The organism is Streptomyces sp. CB02923 (genome assembly GCF_001905005.1).
Taxonomy (GTDB): Bacteria; Actinomycetota; Actinomycetes; order Streptomycetales; family Streptomycetaceae; genus Streptomyces.
On sequence record NZ_LWKZ01000023.1, the window covers coordinates 605,886 to 626,553 of the forward strand.

Sequence of the window (20,668 nt, forward strand, 5' to 3'; positions counted from 1 at the left end):
CCAGGTCCGGCATCCCACCGAGCGATTGGCGTCCTGATGTCGAACGAGGAGAAGCTGCGCGAATACCTCAAGCGCGCTATCGCGGACCTTCACGAGACTCGTCAGCAATTGGACGAGACGGAGGCGAAGCAGCGGGAGCCCATCGCGATCGTCTCGATGGCCTGCCGCTTCCCCGGCGGCGTCCGGACACCGGAAGACCTCTGGGGGCTGCTGGACGACGGCGTCGACGCGATCTCCTCCTTCCCCCGCAACCGCGGCTGGGACCTGGACGCGCTCTACCACCCCGACCCTGCCCACCAGGGCACCTCCTACGCCCGCGAGGGCGGATTCCTGCACGAGGCGGGCGAGTTCGACCCCGGCTTCTTCGGGATATCCCCGCGCGAGGCGCTCGCCATGGACCCCCAGCAGCGGCTCCTCCTGGAGACCGCGTGGGAAGCCGTCGAACGCGCCGGTATCGACCCGGAATCCCTCGCGGGCAGCCGTACCGGCGTCTTCGTCGGCACTGGCCACGGGGAGTACGACGCCGAGGGCAGCCGGCGCGCCGAGGAGGTCGGCGGACACCTGCTGACCGGCAACCACATCAGCATCGCCTCCGGCCGGATCTCCTACGTCCTGGGCCTGGAGGGCCCCGCGCTGACCGTCGACACGGCCTGCTCCTCGTCGCTGGTGGCCCTGCACCTGGCCGCGCACGCGCTGCGGCGCGGCGAGTGCACCATGGCCCTGGTGGGCGGCGCGACCGTGATGTCCACGCCGAAGATGTTCGTGGAGTTCGCCCGGCAGCGCGGCCTGGCCCCCGACGGCCGCTGCAAGCCCTTCGCGTCCGGGGCCGACGGCACCGGCTGGAGCGAGGGCGTCGGGATGCTGTTCGTCGAGCGGCTCAGCGACGCCGTACGCAACGGCCACCCCGTACTCGCCGTGCTGAAGGGCTCGGCCGTCAACCAGGACGGCGCGTCCAACGGGCTGACCGCCCCCAACGGCCCCTCGCAGCAGCGCGTCATCCGCCAGGCGCTGACCGGCGCCGGCCTGGCCGCCGCCGACATCGACGCCGTGGAGGCCCACGGCACCGGCACCACCCTCGGCGACCCCGTCGAGGCGCACGCCCTGCTCGCCACCTACGGGCAGCAGCGCCCCGCCGACCGGCCCGTGCTGATCGGCGCCATGAAGTCCAACATCGGGCACACTCAGGCCGCCGCCGGCATCGCGGGCGTCATGAAGATGGTCCTGGCGATGCGGCACGGGCACCTGCCCCGGACGCTGCACCTCGACGAGCCCACCGGGCACGTCGACTGGAGCGAGGGCAACGCCAGACTCCTCGCGGAGCCCGCGCCCTGGCCGGAGGCCGACCGGCCCCGCCGCGCCGCCGTCTCCTCCTTCGGCATCAGCGGCACCAACGCCCACGTCATCCTGGAACAGGCACCCGCCGGCGAGGACGCACCGGCCGCCGAGCCGGCCACCCGGACCGGTGGCGCGCTGCCCTGGATCCTGTCCGCCCGCACCGAAGGCGCCCTGCGCTCCCAGGCCGAACGCCTGGGCCGCCACCTGCGGGACCACACCGGCCTCGAACCGGCCGCGGTCGCCCACGCCCTCGCGGATACCCGTACCCTCATGGAGCACCGCGCGGTACTCGTCTCGGACGACCGGGAGGAATTCCTCCGCGGCCTGGACGCCCTGGCCGCGGGCCGCACCGAAACCGGCCTGGTCAGCGGCGTCGCCGCCAAGGCCTCCACCGCGTTCCTCTTCGCCGGGCAGGGCTCCCAGCGCCTCGGCATGGGACGCGGCCTGTACGCCGCGTACCCCGGGTTCGCCGCCGCTTTCGACGCGGTGTGCGCCGAACTCGACCCGCACCTGGACCGGCCGCTGCGGGACATCGTCTTCGCCGAGGAAGGCAGCGCCGAAGCCGCGCTGCTCGACCAGACCGCCTACACCCAGGCCGCTCTCTTCGCCCTGGAGACCGCCCTGTTCCGGCTCGTCGAATCCTGGGGCGTGACGCCCCGGTTCGTCGCGGGACACTCCATCGGCGAGCTCACCGCTGCCCACGTCAGCGGCGTACTGACCCTCGCCGACGCCGCACGGCTGGTCGCCGCGCGCGGCACCCTCATGCAGGCGCTGCCCGAAGGCGGCGCGATGGTGGCGGTCCAGGCCACCGAGGAGGAGATCCGCGACCACCTCGCGGGCCACGAGGAGCACGTCGCCCTCGCCGCCGCCAACGGGCCCGACTCCACCGTCATCTCGGGTGACGAACAGGCCGTCACGGAGATCGCCGCCCACTGGACGGCACAGGGCCGCCGCACCAAGCGGCTGCGCGTCAGCCACGCCTTCCACTCCCCGCACATGGACGGCATGCTGGAGGACTTCGCGCGCGTCGCACGCGGCCTGACCTTCCACGCCCCCCGCATCCCCGTCGTGTCCACGGTGACCGGCACCCTCGCCGCCGAAGAGGAACTGCGCTCGCCCGACTACTGGGTACGGCAGGTCCGCGAAGCGGTCCGCTTCTGCGCCGCCGTACGCACCCTCGAAGCCGAGGGCGTCACCACGTTCGTGGAGATCGGCCCCGGCGGCGTCCTCACCCCCATGGTCCAGGACTGCCTGACCACCCTCGAAGAGCCCGTCCTCGTCCCCCTCCTGCGCACCGGCCGCCCCGAAGCGTCCGCCTTCACCGAGGGCATCGCCACCGCCTTCGCGCACGGAGTACGCGTCGACTGGTCCGCCCGCCTCGGCGCGCCCGGCACCTCTCGCGCGGAGCTGCCCACCTACGCCTTCCAGCGCCAGTGGTACTGGCTGGACCCGGCCGGCCCCGACACGGGGGAGACGGCCGACACCGAAGCGGGCGAGGCCGGCTTCTGGGCCGCCGTGGAACGCGAGGACCTCCAGGAACTGTCGGCCGTCCTGGCCATCGACGGCAGCGAAGCGGGCTCCCTCGGCAGCCTCCTGCCCACCCTCTCCTCCTGGCGCAAGCAGCGCAGGACCCAGGCCGCCGCCGACCGCTTCAGCTACCGCACCCACTGGGCCCCGCGCACCACGTCCAACGGCCCCGCCGCCACCGGGCACTGGCTCGTCGTCCTGCCCGACGGCACGACCGACGACCCGTGGACTGTCCGCCTCCTGGACGCCCTGCACGAGCAGGGCCTGCACACCGACGTACGCGAACTGCCCGCGGCCCACGAACCCGGCGAGCAAGTCCTCGCCCGCCCCGAAACCCCCGTCGACGGCGTGCTCTCCCTGCTCGCCTCCGACGAGCGGCCCCACCCGGACCTGCCCTCCGTGCCGCGCGGCCTGGCCGCCACCACCACCCTCCTGCACGCCCTGGAGAGCGCGGACATCCAGGCCCCGCTGTGGTGCGTGACCCGTGGCGCCGTCGCCGTCGACCGGCACGACCCGCTCGGCAGCCCCGTACAGGCACAGCTCTGGGGCCTGGGCCGGGTGGCCGCGCTGGAGTCCCCGCAGAACTGGGGCGGACTCGTCGACCTCCCGGAGAACCTCGACAAGCGCGCCGTCGCCGCACTGCTGAACACCCTCGCCTCGGAAGAGGACCAGGTAGCGATCCGCCCGGCCGGAACCTTCACCCGCCGCATCGAACGGATCACCCCCGGCGGCGACACCGGCGACCGGTGGAGCACCCACGGCACCGTCCTGGTCACCGGCGGCACCGGCGCCCTCGGCGCGCACCTCGCCCACTGGCTGGCCGACGCCGGAGCCGAACACCTCGTGCTCACCGGCCGCCGCGGACCGAGAGCCCCCGGCGCACCGGAACTCGCCGCGGCCCTCACCGACCGGGGCGTCAAGGTCACCCTCGCCGCCTGCGACGCCGCCGACCGCGACGCGCTGGCCGCCGTCCTCGCGGACATCCCGGCGGACCTGCCGCTGACCGGCGTCGTGCACGCCGCGGGCGTCCTGGACGACGGCGTCCTGGACGCGCTCACCCCCGAGCGCTTCCAGACCGTACTGCGCCCCAAGACGACGGCCGCCCAGAACCTGCACGACCTCACCCAGGACCTGGACCTGGACCACTTCGTGCTGTTCTCCTCGATCGTCGGCGTCCTGGGCAACGCCGGGCAGGCCAACTACGCCGCCGCCAACGCCCACCTGGACGCCCTCGCCGAACAGCGCCACCAGCAGGGCCTCCCCGCCACCTCCGTCTCCTGGGGCCCCTGGGCGGGCGAAGGCATGGCCACCGACAGCGACGCGGCCGACCGGATGAGCCGCGACGGCCTGCTGCCCATGGCCGCGGCCCCCGCCCTCGCCGCCCTGCGCCAGGCCCTCGCCCAGGGCATGACGCACGTGACCGTGGCCGACATCGACTGGAGCGCGTACGCCCCCGCCCTGACCGCGGTCCGCCCCAGCCCCCTCATCGGCGACCTGCCCGAGGCCCGCCGCGCCCTCGGCCCCGCGAGCGGCCCGCGCCGCGAACGCTCCCCCCTGCGCGACCGGATCGGCGCACTGCCGCCCGCCGAACAGGAACAGGCGATCCTGACCATGGTCAGGGAAGAGGCCGCGAAGGTCCTCGGACACCCCTCACCGGACACCGTCGACGCCGTACGCGCCTTCCGCGAGCAGGGCTTCGACTCGCTGATGTCGGTCGACCTGCGCAACCGGCTCTCCGCCACGACCGGCCTGCGGCTGCCCGCCACCCTCCTGTTCGACCACCCCTCCTCCGTCGCGGTCGCCGCGTACCTGCGCTCCGAGATCCTGGGCGCCGCGGGACCCGCCACGGTCGTCCAGGCATCGGCCGCCGCCCTCGACGAACCGGTGGCGATCGTCGGCATGGCCTGCCGCTTCCCCGGCGGCGTGCACTCGCCCGAGGCCCTGTGGCGCCTGCTCGCCGAGGGCGGCGACGCCATTACCCCCATGCCCGCCGACCGGGGCTGGGACCTCGACCGGCTCTACCACCCCGACCCCGACCACCAGGGCACCAGCTACGCCCGCGGCGGCGGCTTCCTGGAAGGCGTGGCCGGCTTCGACGCGGACTTCTTCGGCATCTCGCCGCGCGAGGCCCTCGTCATGGACCCGCAGCAGCGACTGCTCCTGGAGACCACCTGGGAGGTGCTCGAACAGGCGGGCATCGACCCGGACTCCCTGCGGGGCAGCAGCACCGGTGTCTTCGCGGGCACCAACACCCAGGACTACGGCGCGGTCCTGGACACGGCACAGGACGAAACCGGCGGGCACCGGCTCACCGGCAACGCGATGAGCGTCGTCTCCGGCCGCGTCTCCTACACCTTCGGCTTCGAAGGACCGGCCGTCACGGTGGACACGGCGTGCTCCTCCTCGCTGGTGGCCCTGCACATGGCGGCGCAGGCGCTGCGCCAGGGCGAGTGCTCCCTGGCGGTCGCGGGCGGCGTCACGGTGATGTCCACCCCGTCCTCCTTCGTGGAGTTCGCCCGGCAGCGCGGCCTGGCCCCCGACGGCCGCTGCAAGCCCTTCGCGTCCGGGGCCGACGGCACCGGCTGGAGCGAGGGCGTCGGCCTGCTGCTGGTCGAACGGCTCAGCGACGCCCGCCGCAACGGCCACCAGGTGCTCGCCGTCGTCCGCGGCTCCGCCGTCAACCAGGACGGCGCGTCCAACGGCCTGAGCGCCCCCAGCGGCCCCTCCCAGCAGCGCGTGATCCGCCAGGCCCTGGCCAACGCCCAGCTGACCGCCTCCGACGTCGACGCCGTGGAGGCCCACGGCACCGGCACGACGCTCGGCGACCCGATCGAGGCCCAGGCGCTGCTGGCCACCTACGGCCAGGAGCGGCCGGCGGAGCAGCCCCTGCTGCTGGGCGCGGTGAAGTCCAACCTCGGTCACACCCAGGCCGCCGCCGGTGTGGCGGGCGTGATGAAGATGGTGCTGGCGATGCGGCACGGCATGCTGCCGCGCACCCTGCACGTCGACGAGCCCACCGAGCACGTCGACTGGACCGCGGGCGCGGTCGAACTGCTCACCGAGCACACGGAATGGCCCGAGACCGGCCACCCCAGGCGAAGCGCCGTCTCCGCCTTCGGCATCAGCGGCACCAACGCGCACGTGGTCCTGGAACTGCCCGCGGCCACGGAGACCGAAGCACCGGTCACCGCCCCCGACGACAACGACGGGACGACCGCCGCCCACGGCGGAGCTGTGCCGCTGCTGCTCTCCGCCAAGAGCGAGAGCGCCCTGCGCGCCCAGGCGGCCCGGCTGCACTCCCACCTCGACCGCGAGCCCGCACTCCGGCTCACGGACATCGCCCACACGCTGACGACGCGCCGTACGGCCTTCGCCCACCGCGCGGCCGTCCGCGCCGACGACCACGGCACCGCACTGCGCGCCCTGGCCGCCCTGGCCGCGGGCGAGTCCGACCCAGCCGTGGACACGGGCACCGCCCGCACCGGCCCGGACGCCGTCCTCTTCTCCGGCCAGGGATCACAGCGCATCGGCATGGGCCGCGAGCTGCACGCCCGCCACCCTGCCTTCGCGGAGGCGTTCGACGCGGTATGTGCCGCTCTGGACGAGCACCTGGAGCGTCCTCTGCGGGACGTCGTCTGGGGTGAGGACGCGGAGCTGCTGAACCAGACCGCGTATGCCCAGGCCGGGCTGTTCGCCATCGAGGTGGCCCTGTTCCGGCTCGTGGAGTCCTGGGGCGTACGGCCGCAGTACGTGGCCGGGCACTCCGTCGGCGAGATCGCCGCCGCGCACGTCGCCGGGGTGTTCTCCCTGGCCGACGCCTGCGCGCTGGTGGCGGCGCGCGGACGCCTCATGCAGGCGCTGCCCGCCGGTGGCGCGATGGCGGCGATCCAGGCCACCGAGGAGGAAGTACTCCCGCACCTGACCGAGGACGTCGCGCTCGCCGCCGTCAACGGCCCCCGGGCCATGGTCGTGTCCGGCACCGAGGCCGCCGTGCTCGCGGTCGCCGCGCACTTCGAGGCCGAGGGCCGCAAGACCACCCGGCTGCGGGTCTCGCACGCCTTCCACTCGCCCCTGATGGACCCGATGCTGGCCGACTTCCGTGCCGTCGCCGAGGGCCTGTCCTACGGCGAGCCGGAACTGGCCGTCGTATCGAACGTCAGCGGCGGACTCGCCGACCCCGGCGAACTGCGCACCCCCGAGTACTGGGTGACCCATGTCCGCGCCGCGGTGCGGTTCTCCGACGGCATCCGCGCCCTGTGCGCACAGGGCGTGACGCGCTTCCTGGAGCTGGGCCCCGACGGCACGCTCTCGGCCATGGCACGCGAGTCGCTGCCGGACGGCGCCGCCGACCGGAGCGCTCCGGAGGAGCCCGTCCTCGTCCCCGCCCTGCGCAAGGACCGCCCCGAGGAAACGACTCTGCTCGCGGCCCTGACGCACCTGCACGTGCACGGCGCCCCCATCGACTGGTCCGCGTTCCGCACCGGCCAGGACGCGCACGCCGTGGACCTGCCGACGTACGCCTTCCAGCACCAGCGGTTCTGGCCGACCCCCGACCACACCCGCACCGGGGACATCGGCGCCGTCGGCCTCGAAGCGACCGGACACCCCCTGCTCAGCGCCGCCCTGGAACTGCCCGACGGCGACGGCCTGCTGTTCACCACACGCCTGTCGCTCACCTCCCACCCCTGGCTCGCCGGGCACTCCGTCATGGGCTCGGTCCTCCTGCCGGGCACGGCGTTCGTCGAACTCGCCATCCGCGCCGCCGACGAGGTGGGCTGCGACCGCGTCGACGAGCTGACCCTGGCCGCCCCGCTCGTCCTGCCCGAGCACGGCGGCGTACACCTGCAACTGCGCGTGGGCCCCGCCGACGAGGCGGGCCGCCGCACCGTCAGCGCACGCTCCCGGACCGACGGCGACGGCGACCACCCGTGGGTGCAGCACGCCACCGGCGTACTCGCCACCGGCCCGCAGCCGGCCACCACCGACGTCGACTTCGCTGCCTGGCCGCCCGCCGACGCCGAACCCGTCGACCTGACCGGCCTCTACCCGCGCCTGGCCGACCGCGGCTTCGACTACGGCCCGCACTTCCAGGGCCTGCACACCGCATGGCGCCGGGGCGACGAGGTCTTCGCCGAGGTCGCCCTGCCCACCGGGGCGGAAGGCGACGCACCGGCCTACGGCCTGCACCCGGCGCTGCTCGACGCGGCCCTGCACGTCGTCACCTTCAACGGCATCGACCAGCAGGTCGTGCCCTTCTCCTTCGAAGGCGTATCGCTGCACGCCTCCGGCGCCGCGGCGGTACGGGTCCGGGTCACCCGGCACAGCAACGACACGGTGTCCGTCGACGTCGCCGACACGACGGGCGAGCCCGTCGCCTCCATCGGCGCTCTCGTCCTGCGGACGGTCTCCGCCGACCAGTGGGAGAGCGGCACCAACCCGGTCGCCCGCGACGCGCTGTTCCGCCTCCAGTGGGACTCCGTACGCCTTCCCCAGGCCGCGGCCGCGGAGACCGTCGCGGCGGTCGGCCTCGCCGCGGACACGTCGCACACCTGGCGCGCGGACCTGATCGAGCACTTCGCGGACCTGGACTCCCTGGCCGCATCCGGCCCCGCCCCCGGCACGGTGCTGATGGCGCCGCCCGCCGCCACGGCGGAGACGGTGCGGTCCGTGCACGCCGTAGCGGTCCGGGCGCTGGAGATGGTGCAGTCGTGGCTGGCCGATGACCGGTTCGTCGCTTCGCGTCTGGTGTTCGTGACGCGTGGCGCGGTGTCCGGCGAGGATCTCGCGGGCGCCGCGGTGTGGGGCCTGGTGCGGTCGGCGCAGTCGGAGCACCCGGGCCGCTTCGGCCTGCTGGACCTGGACGGCGACGCCGACGTGGCACTGGTCCCGCGGGCGCTGGCGACGGACGAGCCGCAGCTGCTGGTGCGCGGTGGCGAGGTGCTGGCCGCACGGCTGGCCCGCGCCCAGACGCAGCAGGCTTTCGCCTGGGACGCGTCCGGCACGGTGTTGATCACCGGTGGTACGGGTGGTCTGGGCCGTACGGTCGCCCGGCACTTGGTGAGTGAGCACGGGGTACGGAGTCTGCTGCTGGTCAGCCGGAGGGGTCCGGGTGCCGAGGGTGCCGGGGAGCTCGTGGCTGAGCTTGAGGCGCTTGGTGCGCAGGCTGTGATCGAGGCGTGCGATGTGACCGATGCGGCGTCTGTGGCCGATCTGGTCGCGCGTCATGCGCCGACAGCTGTGGTGCACACGGCCGGTGTTCTGGACGATGGTGTGGTGGAGTCGCTGACTGCGGAGCGGTTGTCGGGTGTGCTGCGTCCGAAGGTGGACGCGGCGTGGAATCTGCACGAGGCGACCAGGGATCTGGATCTGGACGCGTTCGTGGTGTTCTCGTCCGTGGCGGGCACGGTCGGCAGTCCCGGTCAGGCCAACTACGCGGCGGGCAACGCCTTCCTGGACGCGCTGGCTCAGCACCGTAAGGCGGCGGGTCTGCCTGCGGTGTCCCTGGCCTGGGGCCCGTGGTCGCAGGACAGCGGCATGACCGGCACCCTCACCGAAGCCGACATCCAGCGCATCGCCCGTCAGGGGATGCCGCCGCTGTCCGCCGAGGAGGGCCTGGCGCTCTTCGACGCCGCACTCGCGGGCACCGAGCCCATGGCGCTCCCGGTCCGCTTCGACCTGCCGGGCCTGCGCGAACAGGGCGACATCCCCTCGCTGCTGCGCGGCCTGATCAGGACCCGCGCCCGGCGCTCGGCGGTCGCCGGCTCGGCCGCGGTCGCCGGCCTGGTGGGACGCCTGTCCGGACTGGGCACGGTGGAACGGCGCGAAGCGCTGCTGGACCTGGTGCGCGCCCAGATCGCGGTGGTCCTGGGCCACGCGAGCCCGGAGACGGTCGACCCGGACCGGGCCTTCCAGGACCTCGGATTCGACTCCCTGACCGCGGTCGAGCTGCGCAACCGGCTCAACAAGGCGACGGGCATGCGCCTCTCGGCCACCGCCGTCTTCGACTACCCCACGGCCGGGACGATGGTCGACCACCTGCTGGACGAGCTGTTCAGCGCCGACGCGGTGGCGGAAGAGACGCTGCTGCCGGTCCGGGCGCAGGTGGCCGCGGCCGACGACCCGGTCGTGATCGTCGGCATGAGCTGCCGCTACCCGGGCGGGGTCGCCTCGCCCGAGGACCTGTGGCGGCTGGTGTCGGACGGCACGGACGCCGTCTCGGACTTCCCGGCCGACCGCGGCTGGGACGTGGAGTCGCTCTACAGCCCCGACCCCGAGGCGCTCGGCACCTCGTACACGCGCTCCGGCGGGTTCCTGCACGAGGCGGGGGACTTCGACCCCGAGTTCTTCGGGATGAGTCCCCGGGAGGCACTGGCGACGGACTCGCAGCAGCGGCTCCTGCTGGAGACCACCTGGGAGGCCCTCGAACGGGCGGGCCTCGACCCGACCACGCTGCGGGGCAGCCGTACGGGCGTCTTCGCGGGCGTGATGTACACCGACTACAGCGAGATCATGGTCGGCGACCAGTACGAGGGCTACCGGAGCAACGGCAGCGCCGCCAGCATCGCTTCCGGCCGGGTGTCGTACACGTTCGGTTTCGAGGGTCCGGCCGTCACGGTGGACACGGCGTGCTCGTCGTCGCTGGTGGCCCTGCACCTGGCGGCGCAGGCACTGCGGTCCGGCGAGTGCTCGCTGGCCATGGCGGGCGGCGTGACGGTGATGTCGACGCCGACGACGTTCGTGGACTTCTCGCGGCAGCGGGGCCTGTCGGCGGACGGCCGGTGCAAGTCCTTCGCCGACGCGGCCGACGGTGTCGGCTGGGGCGAGGGCGTCGGCATGCTGGTGCTGGAGCGTCTGTCGGACGCGCGCCGCAACGGGCACCGGGTGCTGGCGACGGTCCGTGGCAGTGCGGTCAACCAGGACGGCGCGTCCAATGGCCTGACGGCGCCGAACGGTCCGTCGCAGCAGCGGGTGATCCGGCAGGCGCTGGCGAGTGCCGGTCTGTCGGCGGCCGATGTCGACGCGGTGGAGGCGCACGGTACGGGTACGACGCTGGGCGACCCGATCGAGGCGCAGGCCCTGCTGGCCACGTATGGCCAGGCACGGCCGGACGACCGTCCGCTGCTGCTGGGTTCGGTGAAGTCCAACATCGGACACGCGCAGGCGGCGTCGGGTGTCGCGGGCATCATCAAGATGGTGCTGGCCATGCACCACGGTGTGCTGCCCCGGACGCTGCATGTGGATGAGCCGTCGTCGCACGTGGACTGGAGTGCGGGCGCCGTCGAGCTCCTGACCTCCGAGACGCAGTGGCCGCAGGGTGACGGGCCGCGTCGTGCGGGTGTCTCCTCCTTCGGCGTCAGCGGCACGAACGCGCACGTCATCCTGGAACAGCCCGAACCGGTCACGGCCGACACCGCACCGCACGTCCCGGTGACCGAACCCGGCGCGCTGGCGTGGGTGCTGTCCGGCCGGACCGAGGCCGCGCTGCGCGGCCAGGCCACACGCCTGCTGCCCCTGGCCGCCGGCCGTGACGCCCTGCCCGCGCAGGACATCGGCCACTCGCTGGTGACGGGACGGTCGAAGTTCGCCCACCGCGCGGTGGTGTGGGGCGAGGACCGCGGCGCCCTGCTGCGTGCCCTGTCCGCACTCGCGGCGGGCGAGACCGACCCCGGTCTGGCGGAGGGCTCCGCCGGTACGGGGAAGTCGGCCTTCCTCTTCTCGGGGCAGGGTTCGCAGCGTCTGGGGATGGGCCGGGAGCTGTACGGCCGTTACCCGGTGTTCGCGGAGGCGTTCGACGCGGTATGTGCCGCTCTGGACGAGCACCTGGAGCGTCCTCTGCGGGACGTCGTCTGGGGCGAGGACGCGGAGCTGCTGAACCAGACCGCGTATGCCCAGGCCGGGCTGTTCGCCATCGAGGTGGCGCTGTACCGGCTGGCGGAGTCGTGGGGAGTCCGCGCGGACTTCGTGGCCGGACATTCGATCGGTGAGGTCGCCGCGGCGCATGTGGCGGGTGTGTTCTCGCTGCCGGATGCGTGTGCTCTGGTGGCGGCGCGGGGCCGGCTGATGCAGGACCTGCCTGCGGGCGGCGCGATGGTCGCGGTCCGGGCGACGGAGGAAGAGATCCTTCCGCACCTGGTGGAGGGTGTTTCGATCGCGGCGGTCAACGGTCCGTCGTCGGTCGTGGTCTCCGGTGTGGAGGACGCGGTGCTCGCCATCGCGGCGCACTTCGAGGGGGAGGGGCGCAAGACCAGCAGGCTGCGGGTCTCGCACGCCTTCCACTCGCCGCTCATGGAACCGATGCTCGAAGCATTCCGGGCGGTGGTGGCACGGCTGTCGTTCGGCACGCCGACGATCCCCGTCGTGTCGAACCTGACGGGCCGGCTCGCCGAGCCCGGACAGCTCGCCGACGCCGACTACTGGGTCAGCCACGTCCGCGAGGCAGTGCGCTTCGTGGACGGCACCGAGGCACTGCGGGCGGAAGGAGTCACCCGGTTCCTGGAACTCGGCCCCGACGGCGTGCTGTCGGCGATGGCCCGGGAATCGGCACCGGACGAGGCCCTGCTCGTCCCCGTCCTGCGCAAGGACCGGCCCGAAGAGACGACACTGCTGGCCGCGCTGGCGCAGCTGCACGTCCGGGGCGCACACGTGGACTGGACGGTGCTCTTCGCCGGTTCGGGTGCGCGGTGGGTGGATCTGCCGACGTACGCGTTCCAGCACGAGCGGTTCTGGCCGTCGGGCGGCGCGGCGCGTGCGGGCGATGTGCGGTCCGCGGGCCTGGGCTCGGCGGGGCACCCGCTGCTGGGTGCGGCCGTGGAACTGGCGGGCACGGGTGGCCTGCTGTTCACGGGCCGGCTGTCGGTGTCCTCGCACCCGTGGCTGGCGGATCACGTCGTGATGGGATCCGTACTGGTTCCCGGCACCGCGCTGGTGGAGCTGGTGCTGCGGGCGGCCGACGAGGTCGGCTGCGACCTGCTGGACGAGCTGACGCTGGCCGCGCCCCTGGTACTGCCCGCCTCCGGCGCCGCGGTCCAGGTACAGGTATGGGTCGGCGAGCCCGAAGACGGGGGACGCCGGCCGGTGTCGGTGCACGCCCGGGAGGGCGAGGGCCCGTGGACGCTGCACGCCGACGGCGCGGTGTCCACCGGGGCCACAGCGGCCTCCTTCGATGCCGCCGTATGGCCGCCGAAGGGCGCGCAGCCCGTTGACGTGGCGAGTTGCTACGACGAACTCGCCGATGCCGGACTCACGTACGGCCCGGCCTTCCAGGGCCTGCGGGCCGCCTGGAAGACGGGCGAGGACATCTACGCCGAGGTGACGCTGCCCGAGGGCACCGAAACCGACGCCTACGGTCTGCACCCCGCGCTCTTCGACGCCGCGCTGCACGCGGCGGCGCTGAACGGTGGCGAAGCGGGCGGAGTCCCGTTCTCGTGGACCGGAGTGTCGCTGCACGCCTCCGGCGCCGCGCAGCTCCGCGTCCGGATCCGCGGCGCGGGCAACGCGCTGTCCGTCGCCGTCGCGGACACGTCCGGTGCGCCGGTCGCCTCCGTGGAGTCGCTGGTGATCCGCCCGCTCTCGGCCGGACAGCTGCGGACCGCCGACCGTGACGCGCTCTTCACCGTCGACTGGGTCCCCGTCCCCCTCACGGACGAGCGCGTCGAACTCGGCACCGGTCCGGAGGGCGAGCCGCTGCGGACGTACGCCGAACTGGAGTCCCTGACGGACCCGGCCGTGCCCGGAACCGTCCTGGTCACGCCGCCCGCCGCCACGGCGGAGACGGTGCAGTCCGTGCACGCCGTGACGGCCTGGGCGCTGGAGATGGTGCAGTCGTGGCTGGCCGATGACCGGTTCGCCGCTTCGCGTCTGGTGTTCGTGACGCGTGGCGCGGTGTCCGGCGAGGACCTCGCGGGCGCCGCCGTCCGCGGCCTGGTGCGGTCGGCCCAGTCGGAGAACCCGGGCCGCTTCGGCCTGGTGGACCTGGAAGGCGACGCCGATGTGACGGTGCTGCCGCAGGGCCTGGCGACCGACGAGCCCGAACTGCTGGTGCGCCGGAACGAGGTGCTGGCGGCCCGGCTGACCAGGTCGCAGTCACCGCACACGATGACCTGGGACGCGTCCGGCACGGTGTTGATCACCGGTGGTACGGGTGGTCTGGGCCGTACGGTCGCCCGGCATCTGGTGGCCGAGCACGGGGTACGCAGTCTGCTGCTGGTCAGCCGGAGGGGCCCGGACGCCGAAGGCGCCGGGGACCTCGTGGCCGAACTTCAGGGCAGCGGTGCCGAAGCCGTCGTCGAAGCGTGCGACGTGACCGATGCGGCCGCTGTGGCCGACCTGGTCGCCCGTCACGCGCCCACGGCCGTGGTGCACACGGCCGGTGTCCTGGACGACGGTGTGGTGGAGTCGCTGACTCCGGAGCGCCTGGCAGGGGTGCTGCGTCCGAAGGTGGACGCGGCCTGGAACCTGCACGAGGCGACCAGGGAACTCGACCTGAACGCGTTCGTGGTGTTCTCCTCCGTGGCCGGTACGGTCGGCAGTGCGGGCCAGGCCAACTACGCGGCGGGCAACGCCTTCCTGGACGCCCTGGCACACCACCGCCGTGCGGCGGGCCTGCCCGCGGTGTCCCTGGCCTGGGGCCCCTGGTCGCAGGACAGCGGCATGACCGGAAACCTCACCGAAACCGACGTGCAGCGCATGGCCCGTTCGGGCATGCCGCCGCTGTCCGCCGAGGAGGGTGTGGCGCTCTTCGACGCCGCACTCGGCAGCGCCGAAGCCATGGCGCTCCCGGTCCGCTTCGACCTGGCGGTACTCCGTGAGCAGGGCGAGGTGCCCCCGCTGCTGCGCGGCCTGATCCGTACGAAGACCCGCCGGGCCGGCGCCGCCGCGGCATCCGCCATCGCGCAGAGCCTGACCGGGCTGCCCGCGGCGGAGCGGCGCGAGGCGCTGCTCGATCTCGTACGTGCCCAGGTCGCAGCGGTCCTGGGCCACGCGAGCCCGGAGACGGTCGACCCGGACCGCGCCTTCCAGGACCTCGGATTCGACTCCCTCACCGCGATCGAGCTCCGCAACCTGCTGGGCAAGGCCACCGGGCTGCGGCTCCCGGCGACGACCGTCTTCGACTATCCGACGGCCGACGCCCTGGCAGGGCACTTCCTCGACGAACTGTTCGGCACGGAGACCGCGACGCCGGTACCGGTGTCCGCCCTCCCGTCCCTGACGGACGACCCGGTCGTGATCGTCGGCATGAGCTGCCGCTTCCCCGGCGGGGTCGCCTCGCCCGAGGACCTGTGGCACCTGGTGTCCGAAGGGGTGGACGCCGTCTCGGCCTTCCCCACCGACCGGGGCTGGCAGATCGACGACACCTACGACCCCGACCGCGAGGGCGCCATCGCCACCCGCTCCGGCGGATTCCTCCACGACGCGGCGGAGTTCGACCCCGAGTTCTTCGGGATGAGTCCCCGGGAGGCCCTGACCACCGATGCCCAGCAGCGACTGCTGCTGGAGACGTCCTGGGAGGCGCTGGAGCGCGCCGGAATGGACCCCGCCACGCTGCGCGGCAGCCGTACGGGCGTCTTCGCCGGCGTGATGTACAGCGACTACTCGACGCTGCTCTCCGGGCGCGAGTTCGAGGGCTACCAGGGCAGCGGCAGCGCGGGCAGCATCGCTTCCGGCCGGGTGTCGTACACGTTCGGTTTCGAGGGTCCGGCCGTCACGGTGGACACGGCGTGCTCGTCGTCGCTGGTGTCCCTGCACCTGGCCGCGCAGGCACTGCGGTCCGGTGAGTGCACGCTGGCGCTCGCGGGCGGTGTGACGGTGATGTCGACGCCGCTGACCTTCGTGGAGTTCTCCCGCCAGGGCGGTCTCTCCCAGGACGGTCGCTGCAAGGCGTTCGCCGACACCGCCGACGGTGTCGGCTGGGCCGAAGGCGCTGGAATCCTGGTGCTGGAGCGTCTGTCGGACGCGCGCCGCAACGGGCACCGGGTGCTGGCCACGGTGCGTGGCAGCGCCGTGAACCAGGACGGTGCGTCGAACGGCCTGACGGCCCCGAATGGTCCGTCGCAGCAGCGGGTGATCCGGCAGGCGCTGGCGAGCGCGGGCCTGTCGGCGGCGGATGTCGACGCGGTGGAGGCGCACGGTACGGGTACGACGCTGGGCGACCCGATCGAGGCGCAGGCGCTGCTGGCCACCTACGGTCAGGAGCGGCCGGAGGACCGGCCGCTGCTGCTGGGTTCGGTGAAGTCCAACATCGGACACGCGCAGGCCGCTGCGGGTGTCGCGGGCATCATCAAGATGGTGCAGGCGATGCACCACGGTGTTCTCCCGCGGACCCTGCATGTCGACGAGCCGTCCTCGCATGTGGACTGGAGTGCGGGCGCCGTCGAGCTCCTGACCTCCGAGACGCAGTGGCCGCAGGGTGACGGGCCGCGCCGTGCGGGTGTCTCCTCCTTCGGCATCGGCGGCACGAACGCGCACGTCATCCTGGAACAGCCCGAACCGGTCACGGCCGACACCGCACCGGACACCGCCGAGGACGAGACGGCCGGAACCGGGTCGCCGGTGCTGGTACCGCTGTCGGGCCGGAGCGAGCCGGCGCTGCGGGCCCAGGCCGCACGGCTGCTGTCCCGCCTGGACAGTGAGCCGGGGCAGCGGGTCACGGATGTCGCCCACGCGCTGGCGACGGGCCGCTCGACGTTCCAGCACCGCGCGGTGATCCTGGCCGCGGACCGGGACGACCTGCTGCGCTCGCTGGCCGCCCTGGCCGAGGGCCGCAGTGAGGCGTCCGTCGTGGCGCACGACCGGGCCCGTTCGGGCAAGCTGGCCTTCCTCTTCTCGGGGCAGGGTTCGCAGCGTCTGGGGATGGGCCGGGAGCTGTACGGCCGTTACCCGGTGTTCGCGGGGGCGTTCGACGCGGTATGTGCCGCTCTGGACGAGCACCTGGAGCGTCCTCTGCGGGACGTCGTCTGGGGCGAGGAAGCGGAGCTGCTGAACCAGACCGCGTACACCCAGGCGGCCCTGTTCACGATCGAGGTGGCACTGTTCCGGCTGCTGGAGTCGTGGGGCGTACGCCCGGACCAGCTCCTGGGGCACTCCGTCGGCGAGATCGCCGCGGCGCATGTGGCGGGTGTGTTCTCGCTGCCGGATGCGTGTGCTCTGGTGGCGGCGCGGGGCCGGCTGATGCAGGAACTGCCTGCGGGCGGCGCGATGGTGGCGGTCCGGGCGACGGAGGAGGAGGTTCTTCCGCATCTGGTGGAGGGTGTTTCGATCGCGGCGGTCAACGGGCCGTCGTCGGTTGTGGTCTCCGGTGTGGAGGACGCGGTGCTCGCCATCGCGGCGCACTTCGAGGGGGAGGGGCGCAAGACCAGCAGGCTGCGGGTCTCGCACGCCTTCCACTCGCCGCTCATGGAACCGATGCTCGAAGCATTCCGGACCGTCGCCGACGGCATGACGTACGGAGCGCCGCGCATTCCCGTGGTCTCCAACGTCACCGGCGAGCCGGCCACCGCGGAACAGCTGGGCTCGGCGGAGTACTGGGTCGGCCACGTCCGCGAAGCCGTACGGTTCGCCGACGGGGTCGGCGCACTGCACGCGCAGGGCGTCACGGCCTTCCTGGAGCTCGGCCCCGACGGAGCCCTCTCCGCGCTCGCCGCGGAATCCACCGTGGACGACGCGGTACTGGCCCCCGTCCTGCGCAAGGACCGGCCCGAGACACCGGCGCTGCTCACGGCCCTGGCGCGACTGCACACCAACGGCACGCCCGTCGACTGGTCCGCCGTCTTCGCCGGTTCGGGTGCGCGGTGGGTGGATCTGCCGACGTACGCGTTCCAGCACGAGCGGTTCTGGCCGTCGGCCGGCGCGGCGCGCGCGGGCGATGTGCGGTCCGCGGGCCTGGGCCTGGCCGGGCACCCGCTGCTGGGTGCGGCCGTGGAACTGGCGGGCTCGGACGGCCTGCTGTTCACGGGCCGGCTGTCGGTGTCCTCGCACCCGTGGCTGGCGGATCACGTTGTGATGGGATCCGTACTGGTTCCCGGCACTGCGCTGATGGAGCTGGTACTGCGGGCGGCCGACGAGGTGGACTGCGGTGTCGTGGAGGAACTGACACTGGCCGCGCCCCTGGTGCTGCCTGCTTCGGGCGGCGCGGTCCAGGTGCAGGTAACGGTGGGTGAGCCGGACGACGAGGACCGCCGACCGGTGTCGGTGCACGCGCGTGGGGGAGAGGGACCGTGGACGCTGCACGCCAGCGGCGCCCTGGCCCCGGCCGCCGAGGAGCTGCCGTTCGACGCCACGGCGTGGCCCCCGCAGGGCGCCGAGGCGCTTGACGCGGAGGGCTGCTACGCACGGTTCGCGGATGCCGGATTCGAGTACGGCCCGGTGTTCCAGGGCCTGCGGGCCGCCTGGAAGGCGGGCGAGGACGTCTACGCCGAGGTCGCGCTGCCCGAGGGCACCGACGGCAGCGCCTACGGTCTGCACCCCGCGCTCTTCGACGCCGCGCTGCACGCGGCGCTGCTGGCCGCCGGGGGAGCGGACGAGGGAGCCGTCCCGTTCTCCTGGAACGGAGTGACGCTCCACGCCACCGGCGCCTCCCAGGTGCGGGTACGCCTCCGTCCCACCGAGGACGGCACGTCGATCGCCATCGCGGACACGGCCGGTGCGCCGGTGGCCTCGGTACGGTCCCTGACCACGCGACCGATCACCGCCGGGCAGCTGCAATCCGGCGACCGCGATTCCCTCTTCAAGGTCGACTGGACCGGCATCCAGCCCACGGCGGCCGAGCCCGGCGAGTCCCTCGCCCTGCTCGGCAAGGACACCGAGGGCGTCCTCGACGGGCTCTCGCTCCAGCCCCACATGGATCTCGACGACCTCGCGGAGGCCGGCGGCCACGACACCGTGCTCGTACCGCCGACGACCGAGGCCGCCGGAACGGTGGAGTCCGTGCACGCCGTGACGGCGCGGGCGCTGGACGTGCTCCAGTCGTGGCTGGCCGATGACCGGTTCGCCGCTTCGCGTCTGGTGTTCGTGACGCGTGGCGCGGTGTCCGGCGAGGATCTCGCGGGCGCCGCGGTGTGGGGCCTGGTGCGGTCGGCGCAGGCGGAGAACCCGGGCCGCTTCGGCCTGGTGGACGTGGCTGCGGACGCGGACGACGACGTCGACCCGACGCTTCTGCGAGCGGCGCTGGCGTCGGACGAGCCGCAGCTGCTGGTGCGTGATGGCGAGGTGCTGGCGGCGCGGCTGGCCCGCGCCGAGACGCGGCAGGCTTTCGCCTGGGACGCGTCCGGCACGGTGTTGATCACCGGTGGTACGGGTGGTCTGGGCCGTACGGTCGCCCGGCACCTGGTGAGCGAGCACGGAGTACGCAGCCTGCTGCTGGTCAGCCGGAGGGGCCCGGACGCCGAAGGCGCCGGGGACCTCGTGGCCGAACTTCAGGGCAGCGGTGCCGAAGCCGTCGTCGAAGCGTGCGACGTGACCGATGCGGCCGCTGTGGCCGACCTGGTCGCCCGTCACGCGCCCACGGCCGTGGTGCACACGGCCGGTGTCCTGGACGACGGTGTGGTGGAGTCGCTGACTCCGGAGCGCCTGGCAGGGGTGCTGCGTCCGAAGGTGGACGCGGCCTGGAACCTGCACGAGGCGACCAGGGAACTCGACCTGGACGCGTTCGTGGTGTTCTCCTCCGTGGCCGGTACGGTCGGCAGTGCGGGCCAGGCCAACTACGCGGCGGGCAACGCCTTCCTGGACGCCCTGGCACACCACCGCCGCGCGGCGGGTCTGCCCGCGGTGTCCCTGGCCTGGGGCCCCTGGTCGCAGGACAGCGGCATGACCGGAAACCTCACCGAAACCGACATCCAGCGCATCGCCCGTTCGGGCATGCCGCCGCTGTCCGCCGAGGAAGGCGTGGCGCTCTTCGACGCCGCACTCGGCAGCGCCGAAGCCATGGCGCTGCCCGTCCGCCTGGACCTGGCGGCGCTGCGGCAGCAGGGCGACATCTCCCCGCTGCTGCGCGGCCTGATCAGGACCCCGGGCCGGCGCACGGCGGCAGCCGCGGCGGGCGGCGGCGACGCCGCCGCCGTCTTCGCCCAGCGCCTGACCGGCCTGTCGGCGGCAGAGGGACGCGAGGTGGTACTCGACGCCGTACGCGGCCAGGTCGCGGCCGTCCTCGGACACGCCGGAGCCACGGAGATCGACGAGGACCGGGCCTTCCTGGACCTCGGATTCGACTCGCTCACCGCGGTCGAACTCCGCAACCGCCTGAGCACCCTCACCGGAATCCGCCTGCCGGCGACGCTGCTCTTCGACTACCCGACGCCCGCGGAGCTCGTCGACCATCTCCATGCCCGGGTCGCCCCCGAGCCGTCCTCCGGCCCGGCGGCACTCCTGGGCGAACTCGAAAAGCTGGAGAAGTCCTTCGGCGGGCTCGACATCACGGAGGAGGTCCACGAGCAGATAGCCGGCCGCCTGGAGGTCCTCAGGGCGAAGTGGAACGCCCTGCGGGACACCACGGCGGCAGCCGAGCACGACGAGTCGCGGTCCGACAAGGACTTCGACTTCGAGTCCGCGTCCGACGACGAGGTCTTCGACCTCCTCGACAACGAACTCGGACTGTCCTGACCCGCCGGACCGGCCGGTCCGGGTGACCCCCGCACCCCACCGGCCGGTCCGGGCGCGGGCACGGTGCGCCGCCGGACACTCCGGCGGCGCGCCGTGCTGCGCGGCGGCGGTAGCCGGGCATGGGAAGGCCCCGGGAGCAACCCGGTGCGCGGTCCACGTCGCGGCGTACACACAGCAACGTCCCCTCCCCGCAAACCGGGAGGGGACGTTCGTG

The 20,668-nt window shown here is 73.5% G+C and carries 1 protein-coding gene; it reads left to right on the plus strand.

Annotated elements, in window-relative coordinates; genetic code table 11:
* Nucleotides 1–78 precede the first annotated feature (78 nt).
* Nucleotides 79–20,454, plus strand: coding sequence for a type I polyketide synthase (locus tag A6A06_RS20955; protein WP_443333771.1), 20,376 nt, complete (start codon nucleotides 79–81; stop codon nucleotides 20,452–20,454).
* Nucleotides 20,455–20,668 lie beyond the last annotated feature (214 nt).